A 21,759-nucleotide genomic window follows, 5' to 3' on the forward strand; every position below is an offset into this window, starting at 1 on the left:
CCGGAACCCGGCGCAGTGTGCGCGCGTCGGGCGATGTTGTCCAGTTCGCGGCAGATCGGCGATGTTCAACGGAGAACCCGCAGGGATTGCCCTGCGCTGGCGTATGTTTGGCCGAACTCAGAGAGCACCTTGCTGCGGCGCCAACCACTGGGTCAGCAGCTGCGGCGAAAGAATACCGGCGTGAGTCGCGATAATGTGCCCATCGGCGCCGATCAGCACGCTGAATGGCAGGATTTCAGCCTCATCGCCCAATTGCAGGGATGTGCTCGGTGCCTCCAGATTGCCCAGCAAGATCGGGTAACTCACCGGTTGCCTGGCCAGAAAAGCACGAACGTGGTCGGGCTGATCCATGGCGATTCCCAGCACGATCACCCCATTATCGGCGAACTTGCGCTGGGCCCCGTCGAGCGCAGGCATTTCCTGCAGACACGGGCCGCACCAGCTGGCCCAGAAATTGATGAGCAGGCGGCGCCCGCGGTACGCCGTCAGCGCGTGCATGCGCCCGTCCAGATCCGCCAGCGTCAGCGCCGGCAGCGGCTTGCCGACCATCGCCGATACGGCCGGCGCGGCGACCGGAACGGGGGCTGTCGCGCGATGGTGTCGGTATTGGGCCAGCCCGCCGCCGAGCAGGGCGGCCAGCGCGGCCAGCAGCAGGATCAGGCCGGAGGTGCGGTCGAGCATCAGCGCGCCGCGTCGGTCAACGCCCGTTCGACCATCGAGGCGGTCAGCACGGTCGACAGCTGCCGGCCGGGACCGCCATCCTTCGGGAACACCACGTACAGCGGCACGCCCGGCGAGTGGTACTCGGCCAGGAAGGCGCTGATCGCCGGGTTCACGTCGGTCCAGTCGCCCTTCATGTAGACCGCGCCGGTGCGCTGCAGCAGGTCGCGGAAGCGCGCGGTGTCGAGCACCGTGTGCTCGTTGGCCTTGCAGGTCACGCACCAGTCGGCGGTCATGTCCACGAACACCGGCGTGCCCGCTTCGCGCAGCGCGGCCAGCTTCTCCGCGGAATAGGGCACCACGCCGTCGGCCATGCGGGCTGCGGTAGGCGGCGGCACCTGACTGAGCAGGCTCATCGGCACCAGCGTGGCGACCGCCAGCACGGCCACCGCCAGCTTGCTGACCACGCCGCGCGAACGGCTGCGCTCGAACCACCACAAGGTCATCGCCAGCAGCACCATCGCCACCAGCACCAGGCCCACCGCGTCGGCGCCGCGCTGGTTGGCCAGCACCCAGACCAGCCAGGCGGCGGTGAGGTACATCGGGAAGGCCAGCACCTGCTTCAGCGTTTCCATCCAGCGCCCGGGCTTCGGCAACCATCGCGCCACCGCGGGCACGAAGCCGATCGCCAGGAACGGCAACGCCAGGCCGATGCCCAGCATCAGGAACACCAGCAGCGCCGACAGCATCGGCGCGGTGAATGCATAGGCCAGCGCGCCGCCCATGAAGGGCGCGGTGCAGGGGCTGGCCACCACCACCGCCAGCACGCCGGTGAAGAAGTCGCCGGCCGGACCGGCGCGCCGCGCCAGCCCGGCGCCGGTATTGCCCAGCGAGGCGCCGAACTGCACCACGCCGGACATCGACAGGCCCACCGCCAGCATCACGCAGGCCAGCACGCCGACCACCACCGGCTGCTGCAGCTGCGTACCCCAGCCCAGTGCGTGACCGGCGCTGCGCAGGGCGAGGATGCCCAGCCCCAGCGCGGCGAAACTGCACAGCACGCCGGCGGTATAGAACAAGGCATGGCTGCGCCGCGTGGCGGGGTTTTCGCCGCTCTCCAGCACGCCGACCGCCTTGATCGACAATACCGGCAACACGCACGGCATCAGGTTGAGGATCAGCCCGCCGCCCAGCGCCAACGCCAGTGCGGCGAACAGGCTGGTGCGCAGCGGGCCGCCGTTGGTGGCCGGCGGCAGCTCCCTGGCGGCGCTGGTCGGCATGCCGGTGGCGACCGTGCCGCTGCCCGGGTCGAGTTGCACCGTGCGCGTCATCAACGGGTAGCACAGGCCGCCGTCCTGACAACCCTGGAAGGTCGCCTCCAGCGTCAGCGGTCCGGACCTGGCGGGTACGCCTTCGAGCGCCACCGGCACTTCGACCTGGTCGAAGTACACCGTGACCTCGCCGAACTGCGGGTCCTGATGCCGCACGCCGGCCGGCCACGCGGGCGTCCCCAATTGCGCGCCGTCGGCCTTCCTCAGCTTGAGCGTGGTGTGGTCGCGATACAGGTAATAGCCCGCCGGCATGGTCCAGCGCAGCAGCAGTTGCTGCGGGCTCTGCGCCAGTGCCTCGAAGCGGAACGCCTGCTCGGGCGGCAGCGGCGCCCGCGTCACGCCGGTGGCGGCGCTCTGTCCGCCGCGGCCGAGCTGGTCCAGGGCCGCGCCCAGCGAGCCCGCGGGTGCGGTCGGTGCGGTGGCGGTCGGCAGCGCCAGGTCCAGTTGTTCGGTATGCGGCGGGTAGCAGATCTTCGGGTCGACCTCGTGGCAGCCCTGGTACTGCACGCTGAGCTTCAGCCGCGTGGTGCCTGTGGCGACGGTGTAGGGAATGCTGGCGTCGATGTCGTGGTGGTAGGTCTCCACGTCGCCCAGGTATTCATCGTGGTATTTCCTGCCCTCGGGCAGTTGCGCCTGGCCCAGGGTGACGCCGTCGCCGGCCTTGAACTTCATGCGGCCGCGATAGAGGTAGTAGTCCGGCGCGACCTTCCAGTGCAGCTTGAGCACGCCGGGAGTGCCGGCGTCGGCGCTGAGCTGGTAGGCCTCGGTCACCGGCAGCAGAGCGTCGGTGTCCTGCGCCAGCGCGGGCAGGCCGGCCAGCAGCAGGCCCACGCCCAGCAGCAGGCGGGCAAACATCGGGCCGGCGGACAACGATCGCATCATGACTCCGGAAAACATGGGGCCCGCGCGCGGGCAGCGGTTCATTATTATGGCGCAGCCGGTTCGCTGCGCCGCGGCGTGCTTCATTTGGTCGCGCCGGACTTCAGTCCCGGCTGTGCTCGCGCACCCAGTCGAGGTAGGCGGCATGGCCATCGGCCACCGGTACCGCGATCAACTCCGGCACCTCGTAAGGATGCAGTTCCAGCACGCGACGTTCCAGCGCCGGCAGGCGGGCGGCGGTGGTCTTGATCAGCAGCAGTTCCTCGGTGTCGGTGTGCACCGCTTCCTGCCAGCGGTAGGTGGAACGCACCGAAGCGATCCCGCTGACGCAGGCGGCCAGCCGCTCGTCGACCAGCGCCCGGGCGATGCGCCCGGCGCTGTCGCGGTCCGGGCAGGTGCAATAGCAGAGCAGGACGGTGTCAGGCATGCCGGCCAGCCTAACCGGCGGAGCCGCCGCGCGCACCCCTGCCTCGGGCACGACGCCCGCCCCTTGAAAGCTGCACCCATCCACCCAATTAGCTGTACGTTCCCGGTCCGAACGTCTTGCAGCGGCAGTTTGTGTCGCTAGAATTGGCACTCATCTACCACGAGTGCTAACAAGATCGCCGGATCGGGGTCTTGAAAGCCTTGTCCCACCTCAAACGACATCGGAGTCCTTCCATGAGCAAACTGCGTCCGTTGCATGACCGCGTCATCGTCAAGCGTCTCGAAGAAGAGCGCGTTTCCGCTGGCGGCATCGTCATCCCCGACAGCGCCACCGAGAAGCCCACCCGCGGCAAGGTCGTCGCCGCCGGCACCGGCCTGATCATGGCCGACGGCAAGGTTCGCCCGATGTCGCTGAAGGAAGGCGACACGGTGCTGTTCGGCAAGTATGCCGGCCAGGAAATCAAGATCGACGGCGAAGAGCTCGTGTTCCTGAAGGAAGACGACATCGTGGCGGTGATCGAGGGGTGATGGGCTCGGGGCCCGGCTGGTTGAGCGCGAACAAAAGCGCGCACGCCAGTCGCCTGCGGCTCCTTCTTGCAGCTCTTTCGTGACGTTTCCCATTCTTATTCAATTTTTTTGAGGCAAAAAATCATGGCAGCCAAAGAAGTCCGTTTCGGCGAAGACGCCCGCGCCCGCCTGCTCAAGGGCGTGAACACCCTGGCCAATGCGGTCAAGGTGACCCTCGGCCCGAAGGGTCGCAACGTGGTGCTCGAGAAGAGCTTCGGCGCGCCCACGATCACCAAGGACGGCGTGTCCGTCGCCAAGGAGATCGAGCTGGCCGACAAGTACGAGAACCTCGGCGCGCAGATCGTCAAGGAAGCCGCCTCAAAGACCTCCGACGTGGCCGGTGACGGCACCACCACCGCCACCGTGCTGGCGCAGGCGTTCATCCAGGAAGGCCTCAAGGCCGTGGCCGCCGGCATCAACCCGATGGACCTCAAGCGCGGCATCGACAAGGCGGTGACCGCCGCCGTCGGCGAGCTGAAGAAGTTCTCCAACCCCACCGCCAACGACAAGGAAATCGCCCAGGTCGGCACGATCTCGGCCAACTCCGACACCGACATCGGCGACATCATCGCCAACGCGATGAAGAAGGTCGGCAAGGAAGGCGTGATCACGGTCGAGGAAGGTTCCGGCCTGGACAACGAGCTGGACGTGGTCGAGGGCATGCAGTTCGACCGCGGCTACCTGTCGCCGTACTTCATCAACAACCAGACCTCGCAGCAGGTCGAGATGGATGACCCCTACATCCTCATCCACGACAAGAAGATCTCCAACGTGCGCGAGCTGCTGCCCGTGCTGGAAGCCGTCGCCAAGGCCGGCAAGCCGCTGGTGATCGTCGCCGAGGAAGTCGAGGGCGAGGCGCTGGCCACGCTGGTGGTCAACACCATCCGCGGCATCGTCAAGGTCGCCGCCGTCAAGGCGCCGGGCTTCGGTGACCGTCGCAAGGCCATCCTGGAAGACATCGCCGTGCTGACCAACGGCCAGGTCGTGTCCGAGGAAGTGGGCCTGTCGCTGGAGAAGACCACCATCAACGATCTTGGCCGCGCCAAGCGCGTGGTGATCACCAAGGAAAACACCACGATCATCGACGGCGCCGGCGAAGCGGAGAAGATCCAGGCGCGCATCGGCCAGATCAAGGCGCAGATCGAGGAGACCTCCTCCGACTACGACCGCGAGAAGCTGCAGGAGCGCGTGGCCAAGCTGGCCGGCGGTGTTGCCGTGATCAAGGTCGGTGCCGGTACCGAGATCGAAATGAAGGAAAAGAAGGCCCGCGTCGAGGACGCCCTGCACGCCACCCGCGCTGCGGTGGAAGAAGGCGTGGTCCCCGGCGGTGGTGTGGCGCTGATCCGCGCGCTGAAGGCCGTCGAAGGCCTGAAGGGCGACAACGCCGACCAGGACCTGGGCATCGCGATCACCCGCCGCGCGCTGGAAGCGCCGCTGCGCGCCATCGTCGCCAATGCCGGCGAAGAGCCGTCCGTGATCCTCAACAAGGTCAAGGAAGGCAAGGGCAACTTCGGCTACAACGCGGCCACCGGCGAGTTCGGTGACATGGTGGCGATGGGCATCCTGGACCCGACCAAGGTCACCCGCTCGGCCCTGCAGCACGCCTCCTCGGTCGCCGGCCTGGCGATCACCACCGAGGCGATCGTCGCCGAGCTGCCGAAGAAGGAAGAGCACAGCCACGGCGCCGGCGGCATGGGCGGTGGCATGGGCGGCATGGGCGGCATGGACTTCTGATCCGGCCAAGCCGTTCGCCCCCGGATCAAGTCCGGAGCAGGCTCTGAGCGTAGCCGCGTAGCCGCGTAGCGGCGAAGTCGAAGGGCATGCAATACGAAAAACCCCGCCTCGGCGGGGTTTTTCTTTGGAACCTTTAATGCGGTTAAGGCAGCTTCGCGATGTGAGTTGCGAGCGTTTTCCTGAGCGACTTCCGTTTCTTTCCGGAGTGAAGTTCACGGTGGCAGTGAGGACAAAGTGCGGCGGCATTCGCCAAAGTGTCGTCACCGTCCTCCGCCAAGGGCACCACGTGATGCACCTCCAAGTACGGTGCACCACTATCCTTCTGAAACAAGCCGCGAGTGCAGCCCGGCATTTCGCACCTGCCGTTGGACCGATGAATCGTAGCGGCTACGACATAAGGGTTTCGAACGAAGTCGTCCCGCGTAACTCGCTTTTTGGCAGGCTTGCCCTTAGCTTTTTTCGCACGGTCATAAATCGTCTTCTTGATTGCATTGCCTACCTTCTCAACAGACTTCTCATCCATCGATGACGGAGCGGACGGAAGTTTGAATGCAAAGACTTGGTTTCCCACGTTGCCTATGACGACATGGTCGCCTGCGTTAAGCCAGTCGGCGATGATGCCGTGTCCCATTCTTGGCTCTGGTAAGCGCTTAGCCTTCTTGGATCGTTTTGAGTAGTAGTAGGACGCCTTTGTTGTATCGACTTTGTTGTCGAACAGGACGATGACATCAAACTCCGGGGCGGGCCGGATGTCGGCTGGCTTGATGCCGGCGGCTTCGATGGCTGTGCGCTGAGCCTTGTTTGGAACGTACGCGCTCTTGCTCTTGTCTGTCTTTGTTACTCGTTTCGATCCGTATGAATCGAAGATGTCTTCCCACACAATAGTCATATGCACGCACTCCCCACATCAGGTGATCCGCAAAGCCTAACGATGTGGCTTTGCCAAGATCAACCTCCGGCAAGGGGCGTAGTCATATTTTGTGGGTATAGAGTGGTGATGCGCTGATGCGTTTCCACAGGGCATGCAGTTTCCCTGCGGTCACATTGCACTCCCAGATGACGAGAACCTTCCAGCCCATAGCTTTGAGTTGTTTCCTTACGGCCCGATCTCGGGTCACGTTGGCGATGAACTTGTTACGCCAAAAGTCCGGGTTGGTTTTTGGTGTGGCAGCGAAGCGACAACCTTGATGTCGGTGCCAGAAGCATCCGTGCACGAAGACGACGGTGCGGTACTTCGGCAGCACGATGTCCGGTTTGCCGGGTAGATTCTTCGGTGCAATGCGATAGCGCAAGCCGTGCGCATGCAGATACTTACGCACGATAACTTCTGGCTTCGTGTCGCGCCCGCGAATGCCGGACATCATCCGGCTTCGCGTGGCACGATCAACTACGTCCGTCATCAGTTGCCGCGTGGGAGGCCGGCGGCTTTCATGAAGATGGGATACGCCGTCTCGCAGACCTCGTCGCCGAATCGGCCGAACATTTCGGCCATGATGGCGTCGAGCTTGACGCACTCGTTGGACTGGAAGAGCCGTTCGCCGCTTGCATTGCTGATGATGTCGCAGGGCCTGTCTTCCGGATGGAACAGCAGGCCGCGCAGGGACATTTCCAAGAACCAGCGCGACATGCCTTCGCGACTCTTGCTGGCGAAATCGGGGATGCGGGATGCGTGCATGACAACTCTCCTTCGCTATCAGGCATAGGCCGCGAGCAGCGGCGCTTGGTGGACACCTTCCTCTTCCTGCCGTATCAGCTCGAGCACGCGGGGCACCATGATGCGCGCTACTTCGCGCATGACCGGCATGACGACGCTGTTTCCGAATTGTTTGTACGCCTGCGTATCGCTCACCGGGATATGGAAGCTGTCCGGCAAACCCATCAATCGCGCGCACTCGCGCGGCGTCAGTCGCCGCGGTCGCTTGCGCGGTCCCTGTGATATCAGAATCTCTGATCCATCCTTGTAATAGCGCGCGGAAAGGGTTCGCGTCACGCCATCGCCATCCACCAGTCCGAAGCCGAAGCCGTTGCCGGCGGCGCGGTGCTTGGCGGCATAGTTTTGCAGATAGGCCCAAAGGTTTGGCGTGAGCGTGTAACGCGCATCCACCTTGGCTTGCTTGCCGGTGGTGTAGTGGGATTCCGGCAACTCGCTGCCGTCCTGCGGATGCAGAATGCTGCGCAGGCGCGGGCCTTCTTTGGGAAGTTGCAAGTCGTCCCAGGTGAAGTCGGTCGGTTCGCGGAAGCCGACGATCAGGATGCGCTCGCGATGTTGCGGCACGAAGTGCTGACCGTCGATCACCTTGCAGTGGATGTGGTAGCCGAGGTCCTGTTCCAACACTTTCTTTATGACGCGAAAGGTATTGCCCTTGTCGTGGCTGATGAGGTTTTTCACGTTCTCCAGCAGAAATGCCCGCGGCTTTTTTGCCTTGATGATGCGTGCCACGTCGAAGAACAACGTCCCTTGCGCCTCGTCGGCGAAGCCGTGGGCGCGGCCCAGCGCGTTTTTCTTGGACACACCGGCGATGCTGAAGGGCTGGCAGGGAAATCCGGCCAGCAGGATGTCGTGATCGGGGATGTCGTGTTCGTCGACTCGGGTGATATCTCCCTCGAAGCTGTGCGTCGACTCGGGGAAATTCGCGAGGTAGGTCTTCTGCGCATACGGATTCCATTCGCTGGTGAACACGCAGCGCCCACCGTGGGCCTGGAAGCCCATGCGGATGCCACCGATGCCGGCGAACAAGTCGATGAAGGTAAACGCGGCATCTGGATTCCCGTTCGACCCGGTGAGCGGCAGCAGATACTGGCGGATGGCGCCGGTGACGTAGGGCGGGGGATCTGTTTCGCCCGTTTCCCAGCGACGCACGGTGCGCACGCTGACGCCCAGTGCCTCGGCGAGTTCACGCTGGTTGTAGCGACCGCGCAGACTGGCCAGCAAATGCCGGATGTTTTCCATGGCTTGTTGTTCCGGTAAAGATTGCGGTCAGTATGTCCGCAAGGTGTCCCCATAGCAAGTGGTGAAGATGCCCGGCCATGTCCGTGCCGGACAGGCATCATCGTGTCGTGCGATGTCTGATGTTGACGGCGCGGCGTCTCGTGGGCTGATACCGGAGCGGCGCATCACTCGCGTCGACGCTGAGCCCACCCAAACCGCACGCCGGTCAGTGCGCCGTTGCCGACCGTTCCTCGACCGCCGGAGGCGTCGCGGTGGCGTGCACCACTTGCGTCATCGCGGCGGCGGCGTCCAGTGCCTTGGCCAGCATCGGTTCGAGCTTGCCGCCCATGCGCAACTGGTCGACGCCGGCCATGGCCTTGTCCAGTTGCCGCTGCTCGTCGCTCTGCGGGCGCGGCGGGGCGCCGGGGGCGGCGGTGAGGGCGGCGATCTGCGGGCCGACCAGTTCGGTCAGTGCGAAGTAGGGGTCGTCGTGGATGCCGAGGTGGGCCAGCAGTTTGCCCGGCAGCAGCCAGGAGGCGGTGTCGGCCTGCAGCGGTTTGGACGGCCGTTTCGGGTCGACCAGCAGCCACACGCCGGCCTGGCTCAGCATGTCGCTGCCGTCGACGAAACCGGTGATGTGGTAGCTGTTGCTGAGGGCGGGCAGGTGGTCGCCGTAGAACAGCACCACGCTGGGCCGGTCGCGTTTGGCGAGCAGCTTCACCAGCCGGCCGAGTTCGGCGTCGGCATGTTTGAGGTGGTAGAGGTAGGTCTGCAGCTCCAGCTTGTCGCGGCCGGTGATGCCGTCGGGCACCGGGATCGCGTCGCGTTCGGCGACGTGCGCGGGCTCGATGTCGTAGGGGCCGTGCGCCTCGATGCTGATGGCGAAGATGAACTGCGGCGGGCCGCTGTCCTTGAGCTGGGTCATGATCTCGTCGGTCATCGCGCTGTCGGCCATGTACTTGCCGTCATTCGGCGCGCCGGGCGGAAACGAGGATTGCGACACGAACCGGTCGAAGCCGATTGCCTGGAACGCGGTGGTGCGGTTCCAGAACGCCGGGTCGTTGCCATGCAGCGCAAGCGTGCTGTAGCCGTGCGACGCCAGCGTGCGCACCAGGCTGGGCAGCGACTTGTGGCTCATCTGCAGGTAGGGGAACTGCAGGTTGTCGAAGTAGCGCAGCGACAGGCCGGTGAGGAACTCGAACTCGGTGCGGATGGTGCCGCCGCCGAAGGTGGGCACGTGCAGTTTGCCGCTGCTGCCGTGCCGCGCGAGCCGGCGCAGGTTGGGCGCGAAGTTGCTGTGCTCGTAGCCGTGCATGATCGACGGGTCGAAGAACGATTCGCTCTGCACCACCACGATGTCGGGCAACTCGCCGGTCGCCGCCGGCTGCCGCAGCACCTGTTGCAACGCCGGCGCGGATTGCGCAATCAGCTGCTCGGCCGCGGCGCGGTCGGGCTTGTGGTGGCCACCGCCGTATTGCAGGTGGAACAGCATCAGCGAGCTGATCAGGCCCGAATGGTTGGTGGTGACCCGGGCCGACCACGGCTCCAGCCACAGCACGCGCGCGTTGTAGATCCTGCCCCAGGCGGACAGGCCCACCAGCATGCTGACGAACGCCGCGGCCAGCAGGCCGCAGGCGGCGAGGCGCTTGCCACCGGTATGCCGCGGTACCACCGGCGGCTCGTAACGCCACGCCAGCACCACCAGCGCCAGCGCCGCCAGCAACGCGAGGTACGGCCACGGGCTGTGCGGCAGGTAGCCGGCCAGCAGGTGCATGCCGCCCTTGCGCAATTGGCCGATCATGCGGAAATCGTCCGGCAGCAGCGGCGTGCCGAGGTTGGCCACCTTCAGCACGTTGACGCCGTAGACCAGCCCTTGCAGCGTGAACGCCAGGCCGAACGACAGCCAGGCACGGCGGGTCCACGCCAGCAGCGCGCCGGCCAGCAGCAGGCCGGGCAGCGCATTGGCCAGCGGGAACCGCGGCTGCTTGAGCAACTGCGCCGTGGTCACCCCCACGCCGCCGTCGACCAGCCCGGTCAGCAGCACGAACGCCAGCGCCAGTGCCAGCACCAGCGCGATGCGCGCGCCCAGCGGATACCGGGCGCTGCGGATGTCGGGAGAGGTCAGGGGCATGTGGCGACTGCCGGGGTCGTCATGGGTGGTCTCCAGAATGTAAACAGGACTCGATGAACGGCGGGTGGCGCGCAAAACGACAAGTGTCGGGCCTGCCGCAGGCATGCGCAACGCACGAACGGGTCGGCCGTGCACGGCGATGCGCGGCGTCGCCGCCGCGCTGCGGCACAATGGGCCGATGAACCCGCCCGAATCCGCCGCGCTGCGCGCGCTGATCGATGATCGCTACCGCGAGCTGGAGCGCCGTTGCCGCGCCGCCGGCGTGCACCTGCATGACGATGCCGGCGTCGCCGAACGCATCCGTCGCACCTTGCTCGCCAGCGATTTCGCGTTCGACACCTGGTGTCGCCAGCCGAAGCTGCTCGCCCCGCAGGGGCTGGATCGCCTGCGCTCCGGCGCCGACGCCGGAGCCCGCATCGACGCGCTGCCACTGCCGGAGGACGAAGCCGGCTGCATGGCCGCGCTGCGCCGCTTTCGCCATGCCGAGGCGTTGCGGCTGGTGTTCCGCGACGTCAACGGGCTGGACGAGTTGCCGGAAACCCTGTCCGCCACCAGCGTCCTGTACGAGGCGCTGCTGGGCAAGGCGCTGGCGTGGGCCACCGCGGCAATGGCCGCGCGCTACGGCCACAGCCGCGATGCGCAAGGCGTGTTGCAGCACCTGCTGGTGGTGGGCTTCGGCAAGCTCGGCGGCAGCGAGCTCAACTTCTCCTCCGACATCGACCTGCTGTTTGCCTACCCGCACGGGGGCCAGAGCGATGGCGCGCGGCCGCTGGACAACAGCGAATACTTCGTGCGGCTCGGCCGCCAGCTGGTGCGCCTGCTCGGCGAACCGACCATGGACGGCATCTGCGCGCGCGTCGACATGCGCCTGCGCCCGTTCGGCAAGGCCGGCCGGCTGGCGCTGTCGTTCGCCGCGATGGAGCAGTACTACCAGAGCGAGGGGCGCGACTGGGAGCGCTACGCGTGGATCAAGGCGCGCGCGGTGGCCGGCGACCGTGCCGACGGCAAGCAGTTGCAGGAGATGCTGCGCCCGTTCGTCTACCGCAAGTATCTCGACTACACCGCGTTCGCCGGGCTGCGCGAGATGAAGGCGCTGATCGACGCCGAGGTGGCGCGCAAGGATCTGGCCGACAATCTCAAGCTCGGCCCCGGCGGCATCCGCGAGATCGAGTTCATCGTGCAGCTGGTGCAGCTGATCCGCGGCGGACGCGAACCTTCCCTGCGCGTGCACGGCCTGCTCGGCGCGCTGGCCGCCTGCGAGGCGCGTGGCCACATCGGCGCGCAGCGCGCGCGGCGCTTGCGCGAGGCCTACGCGCTGCTGCGTCGGGCCGAAAACCGCGTGCAGATGCTGCGCGACGCGCAAACCCACGACATCCCCGACGATGCACTGAGCCGCGAACGCATCGCGCTCAGCCTCGACTACCCCGACTGGGAAACCTTGCGCGCGGCGCTGGCGACCCATCGCGCGATCGTCAGCGAGGAGTTCGCCGCCGTGCTGATGCCCGCGCATGGCCAGGTCGCCGCCGCACCGGTCGCCGACGTGCGGCTGTGGGAGCGCGCCTGCGACGAAACGCTGGATGCGGCCACGCTGGAGGCTTCCGGTTTCGCGCCCGCGGCGGAACTGGCCGACGCCTTGCTGAAGCTGCCGCAAGCCGCCTCGGTGCGCGCGATGTCGCCACGTTCGCGCGAGCGGCTCGACCGCTTGCTGCCGCAGCTGCTCGGCGCCGCGCGCAACACTCCGGCGCCGGTGCCCGCGCTGCTGCGGCTGTGCCGGCTGATGCAGGCGGTGGCGCGGCGCTCGGCCTATCTCGCGCTGCTGGACGAGCAGCCCGCGGCGCGGCGCCGGCTGGTGCGGCTGTTCGCCGACAGCGCCTTTCTCGCCGAACGGGTGATCGCCCAGCCGCTGCTGCTGGACGACGTGCTCGATCCGCGCATCGACCAGCTGCCGCTGCGCCGCGCCGACATCGCCGCCGAGATCACCCGCGTGCTCGGCACGCTGGATGAGCGCGACGCGGAGACCGAGTTGGAGCGGATCACCGAGTTCCGTTCGTCCACCGCGTTCCGGTTGGGGCTGGCCTTCAACGACGGTCGCGTCGACGCCGAAGCCACCGCACGCCGGCTGGCCGCGCTGGCGGAGTCGGTGGTGGGCGCGGTGCTGGCGCTGGCCGAGCGCGATCTGGTGGCGCGGCATGGCCGCCTGCCGGGCGTGGGGTCGGGCTTCGCCGTGCTCGGTTACGGCAGTCTCGGCGGCGAGGAACTGGGCTTCGCCTCGGACCTGGACCTGGTGTTCGTGTTCGACGGCCAGCGCGCGCAGGCGATGAGCGACGGCGAGCGTCCGCTGGAAGGCTATCGCTGGTACCAGCGGCTGGCCCAGCGGGTGATGAACTGGCTGACCGTGCTGACCCGCGCCGGCCGTCTGTACGAGGTGGACACGCGGCTGCGTCCGGATGGTTCCAAGGGCCTGCTGGTAAGCAGCCTCGATGCGTTCGTGGCCTACCAGCGAAGCCGTGCGTGGACATGGGAGCACCAGGCGCTGTTGCGCGCGCGGCCGGTGGCTGGCGACGCGGCGCTCAACGCCGAGCTGGCGACAGTACGCCGCGACGTCCTCGCCGTGCCGCGCGACCCGGCCGCGGTGCGCGCGGAAGTGGCCAGCATGCGTCAGCGCTGGCGCGCCGAGCGTGACCGTTCCGACGAGCAGCAGTTCGACCTGAAGCAGGGCCTCGGCGGCCTGCTCGACATCGAGTTCGCGCTGCAGGGACTGGTGCTGGCGCACGCGGCGCGGCAGCCGGCGCTGCTCGGCGTCACCGCCAACGCCGGGTTGATCGAGGCCTGCCGCGTCGCCGGCGTGCTCGACGACGATCAGGCGGCGACCCTGGCGGCCGCGCACGCTGGCCTGCTGCAACGCGCGCTGGCCTGTACGCTCGACCTGCGCTCGCGCATCGCGCCGCGCGACGCCGCGCTGGAGCAGTTGCGCGCCGGCGTGCGCGGGGTCACCGACGCGCTGGGCTTCGCCTTCGCCGCCGACGCGGAGCCGCCGCCGCAGGGTTGAGATGAATCGCGCGCATGCTCCTTGCGCGCGATCCGGGGAGTGTTCGCGGAGAGCCCTTCGCTTCACGGACGTGAAGAGTGCCTTCAACGCATGGCGCTTGTCTGGACCCATCCCGGCAGGCAAGATCGACCATGGCCACGGGCTGTCGGCAGGGGCGGGATGAGGGGACGCGTGACAGGGGGAGTGGGATCGCGAGTGCTGCTTGCACTCCTGCTGATGTCGACCGGCTGGCTGGTTGTCATGTCGCCCGCGCGGGCGATGGATCCGCAGCAGCCGTTCCATTCCTTTGTGCTCGACCACTGGGGCGTGGAACAGGGCCTGCCGCAAATCACCGTGCTGGGAATGGCCGAGGATCGCGCCGGATTCCTGTGGGTCAACACGCAAACGGCCGTGGCGCGTTTCGACGGCGCCCGCTTCGTGCGCTACGACCGTGCCAGCACCGGCGTGGATACCAGCATGCTCAACGCTGCCTGGGCCGACCCGCACGGCGGCGTATGGTTCGGCGGCGCGCGCGGCCTGATCGAGCAGCGCGACGGGCAGTTCAAGGCGCTGGGCGGGGCTGCGGTCAACGCGATCATCGACGCCGGTGACGGCACGCCGCTGCTGGCCACCGCCGACGGCGTGCAGCGGCTGCACGAAGGCCGGATGGTGTCGACCGGCGGCAGCGGCGGGCCGGCCTTCAGCCTGCTGCGTGGCGACGGCCATCTGTGGATCGGCGGCATCGGCCGCGTCTGCCGCCGCGCCGACAGCGCCGCACCGGCCACGGAAAGCTGCATCGCGGCCGGGCCGGCGGCATGGCGGCACGTGGTGGTCAATCATCTGGCGCTGCAGGGCGGCCAGTTGTGGCTGGGCACGTCGGCCGGCTTGATGCGGATCGTGGATGGGCAGTGGGTCGCGGCGGGACTGGGCGACGGGATCGATGCGGCGCCGATCGAGAGCCTGCTCACCGATCGCGTCGGTTCGCTCTGGATCGCCACCGCCAAAGCGCTGTACCGCCGCCTGCCGGACGGCGAACTGGAGCGCGAGGAGATCGATGTCCAGCGCCGGCCGTGGGTGCACCGCATGCTGGAGGACCGCGACGGCAACCTGTGGCTGGGCACCTACACCCGAGGCCTGTACCGCATCTGGAATGGCTGGACCCGGCGTCTGTCGCTGCACGACGGCGTGCGCGATCCGCTGGTGTGGAGCGTGCTGCGCGCGCCCGACGGCTCGATCGTGTTCGGCACCAATTCCGACGTGGAGGTCTTCGACGGCAAGCAGGTGCGCACGCTGATTCCCGGCAGCGCGCTGCCCAACCCGTCTGCCTACGAGCTGTACTACGACCGTCGCCAGCGCTTGTGGGTGGGCACGCGCGGCGGCATCGCGGTGTTCGACCGCGGGGTGGACGTCACCCCGTCCGCGCTGCAAGGCCTGCGCAACCTGCAGATCAACGACATCCACGAGCTCGGCGACGACGATTTCCTGTTTGGCACTTCCGCCGGGCTTTATCGCTGGCGGCAGGGCGCGTTGAGCCGGCTCGATCCGCAGGCTACCGCTGCCGAGGCCATCATCCGCTCGGTACTGCCGCTGGCGCCGGGGCGCTGGTACGTCGGCACCCGCGACGGCGTGCGCGAGTGGCGCGACGGTCACTGGACACGGCCGGCGTGGGCCGAGCCCTTGCGCAGCCACTTCGTGACGCGGCTGGCGCTGCTCAAGCCGGACTTGCTCGCGGTGGCCACCAGCGACGCCGGCATTGGCCTGATGGCAGACGGCCGCCTGCGCATGACCGGCCAGAGCGAAGGCTTGCCCAGCGACAACGTGTGGACGTTCGACCTGCTCGACGGGCAGCTCTACGCCAGCTCGACGGAAGGCGCCTGGCGCCTGCCGCTCTCGCAACTGCCGCTGCCCGGCTCGCCGCCGCGCACGGTCTCGCCGCAGCAGCTGGCCGGCGAGCAGCGTTCCACCACGGTGAGCAACCTGCATTGCTGCAATGGCGGCGCCCGCGCGCGCAGCGCCATCGTCGGCGACGTCATCTGGTACGCCACCACCGACGGCATCCTCGGCGTGAACACGCGCGCACTCGGCGAGCGGCCGTCGGCGCCGCGTGCGGCAGTGGTGTCGGTCGAGCATGACGACCGGCAATACACGGGCGGCGCGTTCACCCTCGACCAGGGCAGCCGCGACCTGACCGTGCACTACACCGCGCCCTACCTGCAGGTGGGGACCTTGCACTTCCGCTACCGGCTGGACGGCTACGACAAGGATTGGCAGCACGCGGGCGTGCGCCGCGAGGCGTTCTACACCCACCTGCCGGCGGGCAACTACCGCTTTCGCGTCGCCGCCACGCTGCCGGGTGCCGCCGGCTACGGGCCCGAGGCCGCGATCGCCGTCGAAGTCACCCCGTACTGGTACGAAAACCTGCTGGTGCGGCTCGCCGCCGCGGCCGCGCTGGTCGTGCTGCTGTTCGTGCTGACGCGCTGGAGCATGCGCCGGCAGCGCCGCCGCAACGCGTGGCTGGAGGAACAGGTCGAACGCCGTACCGGCGAGTTGTCGCGCGCGCTGGAGCGCCTGCGCGTCACCAATCTCGCGCTGGCAGAGGAGAGCCATACCGACACGCTGACCGCGCTGCACAACCGGCGCTACCTGCTGGCGCAACTGCCCGCGCTGCTGGCCGAGGGCAGCAGCGTCGGCGTGATACAGATCGACATCGACCACTTCAAGCACATCAACGACGCCCGCGGCCATGCAGTGGGCGATGCGGTGCTGCGCGAGCTGGGCGGCAGGCTCGCCGAGTTGCGCCGCGACAGCGACATCACCGTGCGCTGGGGCGGCGAGGAGTTCCTGCTGTTGCTGCGCGACGTCGACCAGGCCGACGTGCTGCGCATCGCCCAGCGCCTGCGCCACGACATCGCCGCCAAGGCATTCGCGGATGGTCGCGGCGGCGTGCTGCGGCTGACCTGCTCGATCGGTTTCAGCATGCATCCGCTGGCCGCCCACAGCGACGCGGCAACCTTCGATGCGGCGGTGGAGCTGGCCGATCTGGCGCTGTATCGCGCCAAGTACCTCGGCCGCGACCAGTGCGTCGGCCTGCTGGCCGCCGCGCCGTTGCCGGCGGCAATCCTGCGCGATCCGCTGGCACCGCAACTGGACGCGCTGCTGGCCGCCGGCCAGCTGAAATGGGTGCGTCCGACGAACTGAGCGGGCGCCTTCGATCGTTGCGCCGGCGCTTCGGGCGAAGCCCTGCCCGCCGCGCTCGAGCACCCCGCGCCGTCATTCCCGCGAAAGCGGGAATCCGCCGGGATTTCCGCCACGCAACCCGCCCCGGGTCGCCTCGATGCGCTCGCGCACCAGCGCGGCCACGCGTGCGGTTTCGCGCAGCGGGCGTTGCGCGGCGGTGCCCGGAGCGTCGAGGTCGTGCAGCAGGCCGGCATCGCGCAGGGTCTGGTGGAAGCGCGCGATCTTCGGCGGCAGCGGTGCGCGGATGAAGGTGAGCACCGGGCAGCCGACGGCGCAGGCTTCGGACAACATGTTCACCGAATCGGGCGTGACCACCAGCCGGTCGGCCCAGCCGAGCACGCCGGGGTAGGGATTGCGGCCGTCGTCGCGGCCAGCCCAGAGCAGGCCCGGCACCTCGGCCAGCAGCGGCCGCAGCGATTCGATCAGTGCCGCCGGCGTGCGCCGCGAGCCGAGCACCAGCAGGCTGCCGCCTTCGGCGCGCTGGCGCGCCAGCAGCTGCCGGATCAGCGCGCTGGCGTAGTCGGCGTCCAGTGCAATGCCGCGGCGCGGCCCGCCCAGCAGCACGCCCACGCGGGGCCGCGGCAAGGCCTCGAACTGCGGGCAGGCGTCGCGACCGTCGGCCAGCCATTCGTCGTCGACGGTGTTGAGCGAGCCCAGCGTGGTCAGCACATTGGCGCCGTGCAGCTCATCGTGGCGCGGCACCACCACGGTGTCCCACAGCGTCGGCTCGATGCGCGGGTCGAGGATCTGCACGGTGTGGCAACGGCCCTCGCCGAGCGGCCGCAGCATACGGGTGAACAACGCGGCCGCGCGGCCACAGCCGATTGCGACTGCCGGCCAGGGCGGCGCAAACCACGCCCGCTGGCTGGCCGGCAGGGCGAGGCGTCCGCCCGCGATCAGGCGCGGCGCCAGCCATGACCATGGCGCGCGCGGCTCCAGCAGCAAATGGCGGCGCGGCAGTTGCAGATGCTCGGCCAGCGCCAGCGCCTGGCGCTGGTTGCCGGCGGCCGAATCGGTGATCACCCAGCACTCGCCGTGCAGCGTCAGCATGGCCGGGTTCGCCGCAGGATTGTTTCCCGAATCAACACGATGCGTTTCTCCGCCGGGCGTCGACCGCCGGCGCCCGGTCTGTACACTGGAATTTCTGGCCAGCGTGCCGGTGCGGCTCTCGCGAAGGATACCGTGCGACAGCCCGAAACAGCCTTTCGTCCTTGCCCCATGGAGTCTTCGCATGTCCCCACTGAAATATCTCTTTCTCGCCGGTCTGCTGGGTGCGGCGGTTTCCGCACAGGCGGCGCCGGTGACCTACCAGCTCGACCCCAACCACACGATGGTGCTGTTCAGCTGGAACCACTTCGGCTACTCCAACCCCACCGCCGACCTCGGTCTGGGCGAGGGCACGATCGTGTTCGACGAGCAGCATCCGGCGCAGTCCAGCGTCGAAGTGACTCTGCCGCTGGCGCGGCTGGATACCCACGTGGCGGCGCTGGACGAGCATCTTAAGAAGGCCGATTTCTTCGATGCGGCCAAGTATCCGGTGGTGACCTTCAAGAGCAGCAAGGTCGAGCCGCTGGGCGACAACAAGTTCAAGGTCACCGGTGCCCTCACCGTGCATGGCGTGACCCGGCCGGTGGTGCTCGACGCCACGCTGAACCGGGTGGGCCCGCATCCGATGGGCAAGGCGCAGTCGATCGGTTTCGATGCCACCGCCACGCTGAAGCGCTCGGAGTTCGGCGTGGGCGCCTATGTGCCCAACGTCAGCGACGAGGTGCACGTGCGCATCACCACCGAAGGTTCGGTGCCGAAGGAAGTCGCGGCGAAGTAATCGTCGCGCCGGTCTGGCGCACTCGCACAAAAAAACCGCGCCGTCATCGGCGCGGTTTTTTTTGTGCCGGCGACCGCTGGTTATTCGGATTTCACGCCGCTGTCCTTCATCGACTCCAGCTTGCCCAGGTCGACGCTGCCCACCGCCGCCTTCAGCTCGTCGATGCTGTCGGCGTTGCCGTTCGCCTTGACCGTGAAGCGCTTGCCGACGATCACGCTGTACTCGCCGGACTTGGACTGGTGGTCCCACTCCTCGTGGATGAGGTTGCCGTTGTCGCTGTAGGTCTTCTCGTAGCCGGTTTCGGTTTCCTTCTCCTCCTCCGGCGCCATCGCGCTGGCCATCGCGATGAAGCCCTTGGCGCCGCCGGTGTCGGTGACTTCCAGCGTGATGTGCTGGTTGTTGTCGCCGCTGTATTCCGCGCTGGCCTCCGACACCTGCATGCCCATCGCGCCGTTGCGCTCGGCCGAGATGCCGGTGCGCTTGAGATTGCCCACGGCAGCGGGCAGGAACGCCTTGATCTGGTCGGGCGCCAGCGCCTCTACCGGGCCGTTGGTGCCGGACATCGCGCCCATCATCTTGCCCATCGCGGCCGACTGCGCCGCGCTGTCGCCGGATTTCTGCGCCGCTTCCAGCTCCTTGCCGGCCTGTTCGGCGCGCTGGCCCATCGCCGCGAGCTTGCCCAGCGCGCTGTTGCCGTCGACAGTGACGGTCTCGCCGTTGCTGCTGGTGACGTGCATGCCGCTCATCGCCGCGCCGCCCAGCGCGCCGACGAAGATCAGGCCCAGGATCAGGCTAACGATCCAGCCCAGCACGATCGCGATGATCACGCTCACCGCGGTGTAGCCGCCGGCCTTTTCCGGCGGGCACTGCATGGTGTGGGGCAGGCCCAGATACAGCAGGTAGATGCTGTAGACACCGCCGGCCAGCACGATCAGCAGGCCCAGCCACGGCACGATCACGCCGATGCCGGCGATCCACCAGGCGGTCCACGCGTAGGCCACCGTCTTCAGTGCCTGGATCAGGTTCGGCTTGGCGCCGAAGGTGCCGGCCAGCGCGTTGATGATCAGCGCCATCACGTAGACCAGTACCAGCGACAGGATGTAGCCCAGGATCATCCGGCCGATGCCCGCGCCGATGCCGGCGCGCACGGTGACGCCGAGGAAGCTGGTGCCGATCAGGCTGCCCTTGATGAACTGCGCGATCACCGGCAGGGCGGCGATGATGGCGATGTAGCCGAGGTACAGGTTGTTGACCGTGGCCGGTTCGGCGGCGGCAACGGGCCACTCGGTCTTGGGTGTGGTCAGGATGTTCTTTGCGCGCGCGATGAGCTTTGCGGAATCCATGGTCTGCTCCCGATCAGATGCCCGAATCCGGCGCGGGGCGCCGGGACGTCGTTGATTTCCCCTTTGGTGCGTCGCACCGCTTGCTGCCGTCGCGCGGCGGAAACCCCTTCCGGCCGCGCCGTGGCGGATGAGCGCCCCGGCAGCAAACGCCAGCCTGCTACCATTTGCAGCCTGCTGTCCAGTCCGGAGTCCGCTGATGTCATCCCCCGCTGTCGCGACCGTGCCCCTGGTGCCGGCAAATGCCGAAAATCGTTACGAAGTGACGCGGCAGGACCTGCCGCTGTCGTGTCCGATGCCGGGCATGGTGCTGTGGAATTCCCATCCGAAGGTCTACCTGCCGATCGTCGATGACGGCGGCGAGTCAACCTGCGCCTACTGTGGCGCGCATTACGTGCTGCGCGACTGATCAGCGGACCCGGTCGGCGGCCGGCCATGGCATTTTTTTTGCTTGTTTTTTGCCATGAAAGCCGCCAGCCCCGAGCTCATGTCCAGCATTGTCGTGCCCGCCAAGCTGCTGACCGTGGTCCAGCTGATCCCCGCGCTGCATTCCGGCGGCGCGGAGCGTTCGGCGCTGGAGATCGCGCGCGCGCTGGTGCAGGCAGGCCATCGCTCGGTGGTGATTTCCGCCGGTGGGCGGTTGGTCGAGCAGTTGCAGGCCGAGGGCAGCGAGCACATCACGCTCGACCTGGGGCGCAAGTCGCTCGCCACCCTGGGCCGCATCGGCCCGCTGCGACGCCTGCTGCGCGAGCTGAAGCCGGACATCGTGCACGCGCGTTCGCGCTTGCCGGCGTGGGTGGGCTGGTGGGCGCTGCGCGGTATTTCCCCGCGACCGCACTTCATCACCACCGTGCATGGCTTCAATTCGCCGGGCCGCTACAGCTCGATCCTGCTGCGCGCCGAGCGCGTGATCGTGGTGTCGCAGACCTTGCGTGACTATGTGCTCAGCCACTATCGCTGGCTGGAGCCGGGCCGGGTGCGGGTGATCCCGCGCGGCATCGACCAGGATGCGTTTCCCTACGGGCACCGGCCGGACGATGCATGGCAGAAGGCGTTCTTCGCGGAGTTCCCTGCGCTCGCCGGTGCGCCGTTGCTGACCATGCCCGCGCGCGGCACGCGGTTGAAGGGCCACCACGACGCGATCGAGTTGCTGGCCGACCTCAAGCGTCGCGGCATCGAGGCGCGCTTGCTGCTGCTGGGCGTGGTCGAGCCCGGCCGCGAGGCCTACGTGGCCGAGCTGCAGGAGCTGATCCGCTTGCGCGGGGTGACCTCGCAGGTGGTGCTGTCGCCGCCGCGCGATGACATCCGCGACATCTACGCGCTGTCGGCGCTGGTGCTGCAGTTGTCGAACAAGCCCGAGACCTTCGGGCGCACGGTGATCGAAGCGCTGTCGCTGTGCCGGCCGGTGCTCGGCTACGCCCATGGCGGCGTCGGCGAATTGCTGGCCGAGCTGTACCCTGCCGGCCGCGTGCCGCTGGGCGATCGCGAGCGGCTGGTCGAACGCGCGGCCGAATTGCTGCGGGTGGCGCCTCCGATCTCGCCGCTGCAGAGCTACCGGCTCAGCGACATGCAGCAATCCACGCTGGCGTTGTACGACGAAGTGAGCCAGCCGCAGGGCTGACGCGCCAGGCGTCGCGGCGCGCCTACAATGCGGGCTGGTTCCCGCCTGGCC

At 67.8% G+C, this 21,759-nt stretch carries 17 protein-coding genes; 7 read left to right on the forward strand and 10 right to left on the reverse strand.

The window, feature by feature from the left end; translation table 11 throughout:
* Window positions 1–117: 117 nt before the first annotated feature.
* The 3 genes from ACVCMG_RS12810 to cutA all read right to left on the reverse strand — a co-directional run bounded on the left by ACVCMG_RS12810 (window position 118) and on the right by cutA (window position 3,297).
* Complete coding sequence (locus ACVCMG_RS12810; protein ID WP_447106824.1) at window positions 118–681, reverse strand: TlpA family protein disulfide reductase; 564 nt, start codon at window positions 679–681, stop codon at window positions 118–120.
* Window positions 681–2,870, reverse strand: a complete 2,190-nt coding sequence (locus ACVCMG_RS12815) for a protein-disulfide reductase DsbD family protein (protein WP_447114284.1) — start codon at window positions 2,868–2,870, stop codon at window positions 681–683. The genes ACVCMG_RS12810 and ACVCMG_RS12815 overlap by 1 nt, the downstream gene beginning before the upstream one ends.
* 103 nt (window positions 2,871–2,973) lie before the next feature.
* The gene (cutA, locus tag ACVCMG_RS12820) at window positions 2,974–3,297 is read right to left on the reverse strand and encodes a divalent-cation tolerance protein CutA (protein ID WP_395120293.1); all 324 of its coding nucleotides are present in this window, start codon (window positions 3,295–3,297) and stop codon (window positions 2,974–2,976) included.
* 233 nt (window positions 3,298–3,530) lie between these two features.
* Between cutA and ACVCMG_RS12825 the strand changes: the two genes are divergently transcribed.
* Together ACVCMG_RS12825 and groL are read left to right on the forward strand one after the other, a co-directional pair.
* Window positions 3,531–3,824, forward strand: coding sequence for a co-chaperone GroES (locus tag ACVCMG_RS12825; protein ID WP_395120292.1), 294 nt, complete (start codon window positions 3,531–3,533; stop codon window positions 3,822–3,824).
* 123 nt (window positions 3,825–3,947) lie between these two features.
* Window positions 3,948–5,597, forward strand: a complete 1,650-nt coding sequence (gene groL / locus ACVCMG_RS12830) for a chaperonin GroEL (RefSeq protein WP_447114285.1) — start codon at window positions 3,948–3,950, stop codon at window positions 5,595–5,597.
* 142 nt (window positions 5,598–5,739) lie between these two features.
* Here the strand turns inward: groL and ACVCMG_RS12835 are convergent, their stop codons facing one another.
* The 5 genes from ACVCMG_RS12835 to ACVCMG_RS12855 all read right to left on the reverse strand — a co-directional run bounded on the left by ACVCMG_RS12835 (window position 5,740) and on the right by ACVCMG_RS12855 (window position 10,657).
* Complete coding sequence (locus tag ACVCMG_RS12835; RefSeq protein WP_447114286.1) at window positions 5,740–6,486, reverse strand: HNH endonuclease; 747 nt, start codon at window positions 6,484–6,486, stop codon at window positions 5,740–5,742.
* Between the two features lie 82 nt (window positions 6,487–6,568).
* Window positions 6,569–6,958: a very short patch repair endonuclease gene (locus ACVCMG_RS12840; RefSeq protein ID WP_447114287.1), complete on the reverse strand. Its 390-nt coding sequence runs from the start codon at window positions 6,956–6,958 to the stop codon at window positions 6,569–6,571.
* A gap of 38 nt (window positions 6,959–6,996) precedes the next feature.
* On the reverse strand, window positions 6,997–7,272 hold the full coding sequence (locus ACVCMG_RS12845; RefSeq protein ID WP_447114288.1) for a hypothetical protein: 276 nt from the start codon (window positions 7,270–7,272) through the stop codon (window positions 6,997–6,999).
* A gap of 18 nt (window positions 7,273–7,290) precedes the next feature.
* A complete protein-coding gene (gene dcm, locus ACVCMG_RS12850; protein ID WP_447114289.1) occupies window positions 7,291–8,547 on the reverse strand; it encodes a DNA (cytosine-5-)-methyltransferase in 1,257 nt (418 codons plus the stop codon).
* A 205-nt stretch (window positions 8,548–8,752) separates the two neighbouring features.
* Window positions 8,753–10,657 (reverse strand): LTA synthase family protein, encoded by a 1,905-nt coding sequence (locus ACVCMG_RS12855; protein ID WP_447114290.1) that lies wholly within the window; start codon window positions 10,655–10,657, stop codon window positions 8,753–8,755.
* A 178-nt stretch (window positions 10,658–10,835) separates the two neighbouring features.
* On the opposite strand from ACVCMG_RS12855, the gene glnE reads away from it, so the two are divergent.
* Both glnE and ACVCMG_RS12865 read left to right on the forward strand, forming a co-directional pair.
* Entirely contained in the window at window positions 10,836–13,706 is a 2,871-nt protein-coding gene (glnE, locus tag ACVCMG_RS12860; protein ID WP_447114291.1) for a bifunctional [glutamate--ammonia ligase]-adenylyl-L-tyrosine phosphorylase/[glutamate--ammonia-ligase] adenylyltransferase, read from the forward strand.
* Between the two features lie 195 nt (window positions 13,707–13,901).
* Complete coding sequence (locus tag ACVCMG_RS12865) at window positions 13,902–16,883, forward strand: diguanylate cyclase (protein ID WP_447114292.1); 2,982 nt, start codon at window positions 13,902–13,904, stop codon at window positions 16,881–16,883.
* Between the two features lie 72 nt (window positions 16,884–16,955).
* Here the strand turns inward: ACVCMG_RS12865 and ACVCMG_RS12870 are convergent, their stop codons facing one another.
* Complete coding sequence (locus tag ACVCMG_RS12870; protein ID WP_447114293.1) at window positions 16,956–17,972, reverse strand: mitochondrial fission ELM1 family protein; 1,017 nt, start codon at window positions 17,970–17,972, stop codon at window positions 16,956–16,958.
* Between the two features lie 181 nt (window positions 17,973–18,153).
* On the opposite strand from ACVCMG_RS12870, the gene ACVCMG_RS12875 reads away from it, so the two are divergent.
* Window positions 18,154–18,747: a YceI family protein gene (locus ACVCMG_RS12875; RefSeq protein WP_447114294.1), complete on the forward strand. Its 594-nt coding sequence runs from the start codon at window positions 18,154–18,156 to the stop codon at window positions 18,745–18,747.
* 80 nt (window positions 18,748–18,827) lie between these two features.
* Here the strand turns inward: ACVCMG_RS12875 and ACVCMG_RS12880 are convergent, their stop codons facing one another.
* Window positions 18,828–20,090: a YIP1 family protein gene (locus ACVCMG_RS12880; RefSeq protein WP_395120283.1), complete on the reverse strand. Its 1,263-nt coding sequence runs from the start codon at window positions 20,088–20,090 to the stop codon at window positions 18,828–18,830.
* A 196-nt stretch (window positions 20,091–20,286) separates the two neighbouring features.
* Between ACVCMG_RS12880 and ACVCMG_RS12885 the strand changes: the two genes are divergently transcribed.
* Together ACVCMG_RS12885 and ACVCMG_RS12890 are read left to right on the forward strand one after the other, a co-directional pair.
* On the forward strand, window positions 20,287–20,496 hold the full coding sequence (locus ACVCMG_RS12885) for a zinc-finger domain-containing protein (protein ID WP_395120282.1): 210 nt from the start codon (window positions 20,287–20,289) through the stop codon (window positions 20,494–20,496).
* 78 nt (window positions 20,497–20,574) lie between these two features.
* The gene (locus ACVCMG_RS12890; protein ID WP_395120281.1) at window positions 20,575–21,708 is read left to right on the forward strand and encodes a glycosyltransferase; all 1,134 of its coding nucleotides are present in this window, start codon (window positions 20,575–20,577) and stop codon (window positions 21,706–21,708) included.
* Window positions 21,709–21,759 lie beyond the last annotated feature (51 nt).

The organism is Rhodanobacter sp. UC4451_H18 (assembly GCF_052978225.1).

What these genes read in the sequence shown, in the direction of transcription:
- ACVCMG_RS12815 (WP_447114284.1), bottom strand. Translation starts at nt 2,870, where the DNA reads ATGCGATCGTTGTCCGCCGGCCCGATGTTTGCCCGCCTGCTGCTGGGC.
- groL (WP_447114285.1), top strand. Translation starts at nt 3,948, where the DNA reads ATGGCAGCCAAAGAAGTCCGTTTCGGCGAAGACGCCCGCGCCCGCCTG.
- ACVCMG_RS12810 (WP_447106824.1), bottom strand. Translation starts at nt 681, where the DNA reads ATGCTCGACCGCACCTCCGGCCTGATCCTGCTGCTGGCCGCGCTGGCC.
- dcm (WP_447114289.1), bottom strand. Translation starts at nt 8,547, where the DNA reads ATGGAAAACATCCGGCATTTGCTGGCCAGTCTGCGCGGTCGCTACAAC.
- ACVCMG_RS12840 (WP_447114287.1), bottom strand. Translation starts at nt 6,958, where the DNA reads ATGTCCGGCATTCGCGGGCGCGACACGAAGCCAGAAGTTATCGTGCGT.
- ACVCMG_RS12825 (WP_395120292.1), top strand. Translation starts at nt 3,531, where the DNA reads ATGAGCAAACTGCGTCCGTTGCATGACCGCGTCATCGTCAAGCGTCTC.
- ACVCMG_RS12875 (WP_447114294.1), top strand. Translation starts at nt 18,154, where the DNA reads ATGTCCCCACTGAAATATCTCTTTCTCGCCGGTCTGCTGGGTGCGGCG.
- ACVCMG_RS12890 (WP_395120281.1), top strand. Translation starts at nt 20,575, where the DNA reads ATGTCCAGCATTGTCGTGCCCGCCAAGCTGCTGACCGTGGTCCAGCTG.
- ACVCMG_RS12855 (WP_447114290.1), bottom strand. Translation starts at nt 10,657, where the DNA reads ATGCCCCTGACCTCTCCCGACATCCGCAGCGCCCGGTATCCGCTGGGC.
- cutA (WP_395120293.1), bottom strand. Translation starts at nt 3,297, where the DNA reads ATGCCTGACACCGTCCTGCTCTGCTATTGCACCTGCCCGGACCGCGAC.
- ACVCMG_RS12845 (WP_447114288.1), bottom strand. Translation starts at nt 7,272, where the DNA reads ATGCACGCATCCCGCATCCCCGATTTCGCCAGCAAGAGTCGCGAAGGC.
- ACVCMG_RS12880 (WP_395120283.1), bottom strand. Translation starts at nt 20,090, where the DNA reads ATGGATTCCGCAAAGCTCATCGCGCGCGCAAAGAACATCCTGACCACA.
- ACVCMG_RS12835 (WP_447114286.1), bottom strand. Translation starts at nt 6,486, where the DNA reads ATGACTATTGTGTGGGAAGACATCTTCGATTCATACGGATCGAAACGA.
- glnE (WP_447114291.1), top strand. Translation starts at nt 10,836, where the DNA reads ATGAACCCGCCCGAATCCGCCGCGCTGCGCGCGCTGATCGATGATCGC.
- ACVCMG_RS12885 (WP_395120282.1), top strand. Translation starts at nt 20,287, where the DNA reads ATGTCATCCCCCGCTGTCGCGACCGTGCCCCTGGTGCCGGCAAATGCC.
- ACVCMG_RS12870 (WP_447114293.1), bottom strand. Translation starts at nt 17,972, where the DNA reads ATGCTGACGCTGCACGGCGAGTGCTGGGTGATCACCGATTCGGCCGCC.